The 2,728-nt window shown below is 38.2% G+C and carries 2 protein-coding genes and 1 pseudogene; all 3 read right to left on the reverse strand.

The window, feature by feature from the left end:
• Positions 1–475: 475 nt before the first annotated feature.
• Positions 476–841 (reverse strand): STAS domain-containing protein (locus tag AFK68_RS02885; RefSeq protein WP_246843962.1); only part of this gene is annotated, 366 nt, incomplete at its 5' end.
• Position 842: 1 nt separating this feature from the next.
• Positions 843–1,053, reverse strand: a pseudogene (locus AFK68_RS02890) (STAS domain-containing protein); the annotation flags it as partial.
• Between the two features lie 68 nt (positions 1,054–1,121).
• The gene (gene hemF / locus AFK68_RS02895; RefSeq protein ID WP_094671482.1) at positions 1,122–2,153 is read right to left on the reverse strand and encodes an oxygen-dependent coproporphyrinogen oxidase; all 1,032 of its coding nucleotides are present in this window, start codon (positions 2,151–2,153) and stop codon (positions 1,122–1,124) included.
• Positions 2,154–2,728 lie beyond the last annotated feature (575 nt).

The raw sequence follows: 2,728 nt of genomic DNA on the forward strand, positions 1-2,728 counted from the left end.
CCGTCTTACAGCGGCTCAAGCCGCCGAGTCGCTTTTCCTCCCCGTGCTGAAGCGACGGGGCTACCAAGCTCCCGTTCATTTTCGTGTTAGTTTAAGTCCTAAATATGATTAAGCCACAAACACACTAAGTAACTTGAAGGGGTTATTAGGGTAATAAAAACTAATTAAACCTTATAGCTTTGTTTGAGCAGAAATTTTTCTAGTCTAATCTAAGTTTTATGCTAAAAATGGCGATCGCTAGCTTCTAGTTAGTAGCTATTCAAATCAAAATTTTAAATTCTGAGTTGAAAGCTTAGTCTAACTAAATAGGTATTTCACCACAGTACAAGTCTATGCTACTGGAGCTGATTTGATTTCCAAAAGTATACTATGGATAAACTAATTAAAGGTAGAAATAATAATCCTTTAAAAGTATTACTTTAACTATTAAGGTATTATTTCTACCATCCAATTGACTCATTCTACCTCAGAATTTTTAAGCTCTATTACCTTCACGGACATCACCATAATCAAGAGCTTCTTCTTCTGTTTCAAAAATCTCAAACACAGAATCCATCATGGTTACCTCGAATACCAGTTTAGCTTCTGGATGAACGCTACAAATACGGAAGCTACCCTTAACTTTATCAGCATCTCGCATCCCTGCTACCAGGGATGTCAGTCCAGAACTATCAATAAAGTTAACCTGGCCTAAATTGACCACTACATGACGACTTAGTTTGGAGATACATTCCTGCAACTTGAGGCGGAACTGCCAAGCTGTTGTGATATCCAAGCGTCCAGTTGGTGCTAGGACGATTACTGTTGTGCCGTCCGGAGTTGTGTGGGTTTTTTGCTCAATNTCCCTGCTACCAGGGATGTCAGTCCAGAACTATCAATAAAGTTAACCTGGCCTAAATTGACCACTACATGACGACTTAGTTTGGAGATACATTCCTGCAACTTGAGGCGGAACTGCCAAGCTGTTGTGATATCCAAGCGTCCAGTTGGTGCTAGGACGATTACTGTTGTGCCGTCCGGAGTTGTGTGGGTTTTTTGCTCAATCTGAATCACTGACCCTTCCCTCGGGATGATATTACTTGCGGTGGTTGCCCATCTAACTGTAGTTTAACTCAGAGTAATTAATGATTTGGTTTCCAGTTAGCCCAATCATGAGGTTTTAAGAATACTTCATATAGTTCAGCTTCTGGTGTGTTAGGTTCTGGGTTATAGCCATATTCCCAACGGACTAAAGGTGGTAAAGACATCAAGATTGACTCTGTACGACCATTGGTTTGCAAACCAAAAATTGTACCTCTGTCATACACTAAATTAAATTCAACATAACGGCCACGTCGGTATAGCTGAAAGTTGCGTTCCCGATCGCCATATTCCATGGGTTGCCGTCGCTCTACTATTGTTTTATATGCTGGTAAGAAAGATTTACCACAATCTTGTATAAATGTAAATAAAGATTCCCAATTACGAGATTCAGGAACTCCTAACTGCTGACTATAGACTGCTGCTGGCCCTTTATTATCTGGTCCTTTGTATAGTTCTCCTTGACCATCTTGATAATCAAAGAAGATACCTCCTACACCACGCATTTCTTGACGATGCTTTAAGTAAAAATACTCATCACACCATCTTTTAAATACAGGATAATACTCTTTATGGCTTTTGTCACAGGCTGCCTTAATAATTTGATGAAAATGAGCTGCGTCTTCAGCGTATGGATAGTAAGGTGTTAAATCTATACCACCACCGAACCACCATACAGGTCCTGCTTCAAAATAGCGATAATTCAGATGCACTGTTGGTACATAAGGATTTCTAGGGTGTAGTACCATAGAAGTTCCTGTTGCATAGAAACCATGACCTGCTGCTTCTGGTCTTTGGGTCAGTATGCTTGGAGGTAATTGGTCTCCCCATACTTCTGAAAAATTCACTCCTCCTTGTTCAAAAACTCCACCGTCTCTAATTACACGAGACTTTCCTCCGCCACCACCTGGACGTTCCCAACTGTCTTCTTTAAATTTCTGAACTCCATCTAATTCCTCTAGTCCTTGACAAATTTCATCTTGTATAGTCTGCATAAATTGACTGACTCGTTCTTTTGTGCTAGTCACTGGTACAGATGAAGATGTTTTTTGCGGTTCAGTAGAAACTACCATAACTATAATCTATGTTTGAAGTTGGCTAAAAATTAAATCTTTTCCAGACTTTTTATCCTACCATGATCTCGATCATCTAATTACAATTTTCTAATTATTTAGATTTTTCTTGAGTACATTTACTTACAGAGAAAACAATGAGGAGAGGATATACTTATTATGACTGTATCATTTATCTATCGTATTGTTCACCTTAGTTGCAGGTCATTTTAGTTAGCTTTATGCACTCGGTACTGTTCAAGCAGTTCCAACTACTGAAGCCAGAGGCTTAAAATCCCAAATTTTCTTTTTTACTTTATAGAGCGACAGCTCGCGACACAGCCAAGGGGAGGCTTGATACTTTATACCATTTCTCAAAAACTTTTCTACATTCTATTGAGTAGGGAAGTAGGGGAAAAGTAAACATAAGAATAATTAAGATTAACGCTACTTAGAATTATAATAATTTTGATTTATTCCTGTTAATTGCTTAATACTTTAAGTGTCATATAAGTATAGCGTTAATTCATGGTAATTGGTGTTATTTATTGGGCAAAATATTTTGGAATTATGTAACAGAGAACATAGATAATAAT

The sequence above is a fragment of the Hydrocoleum sp. CS-953 genome (assembly GCF_002260545.1).
Classification (GTDB): Bacteria; Cyanobacteriota; Cyanobacteriia; order Cyanobacteriales; family Microcoleaceae; genus Trichodesmium.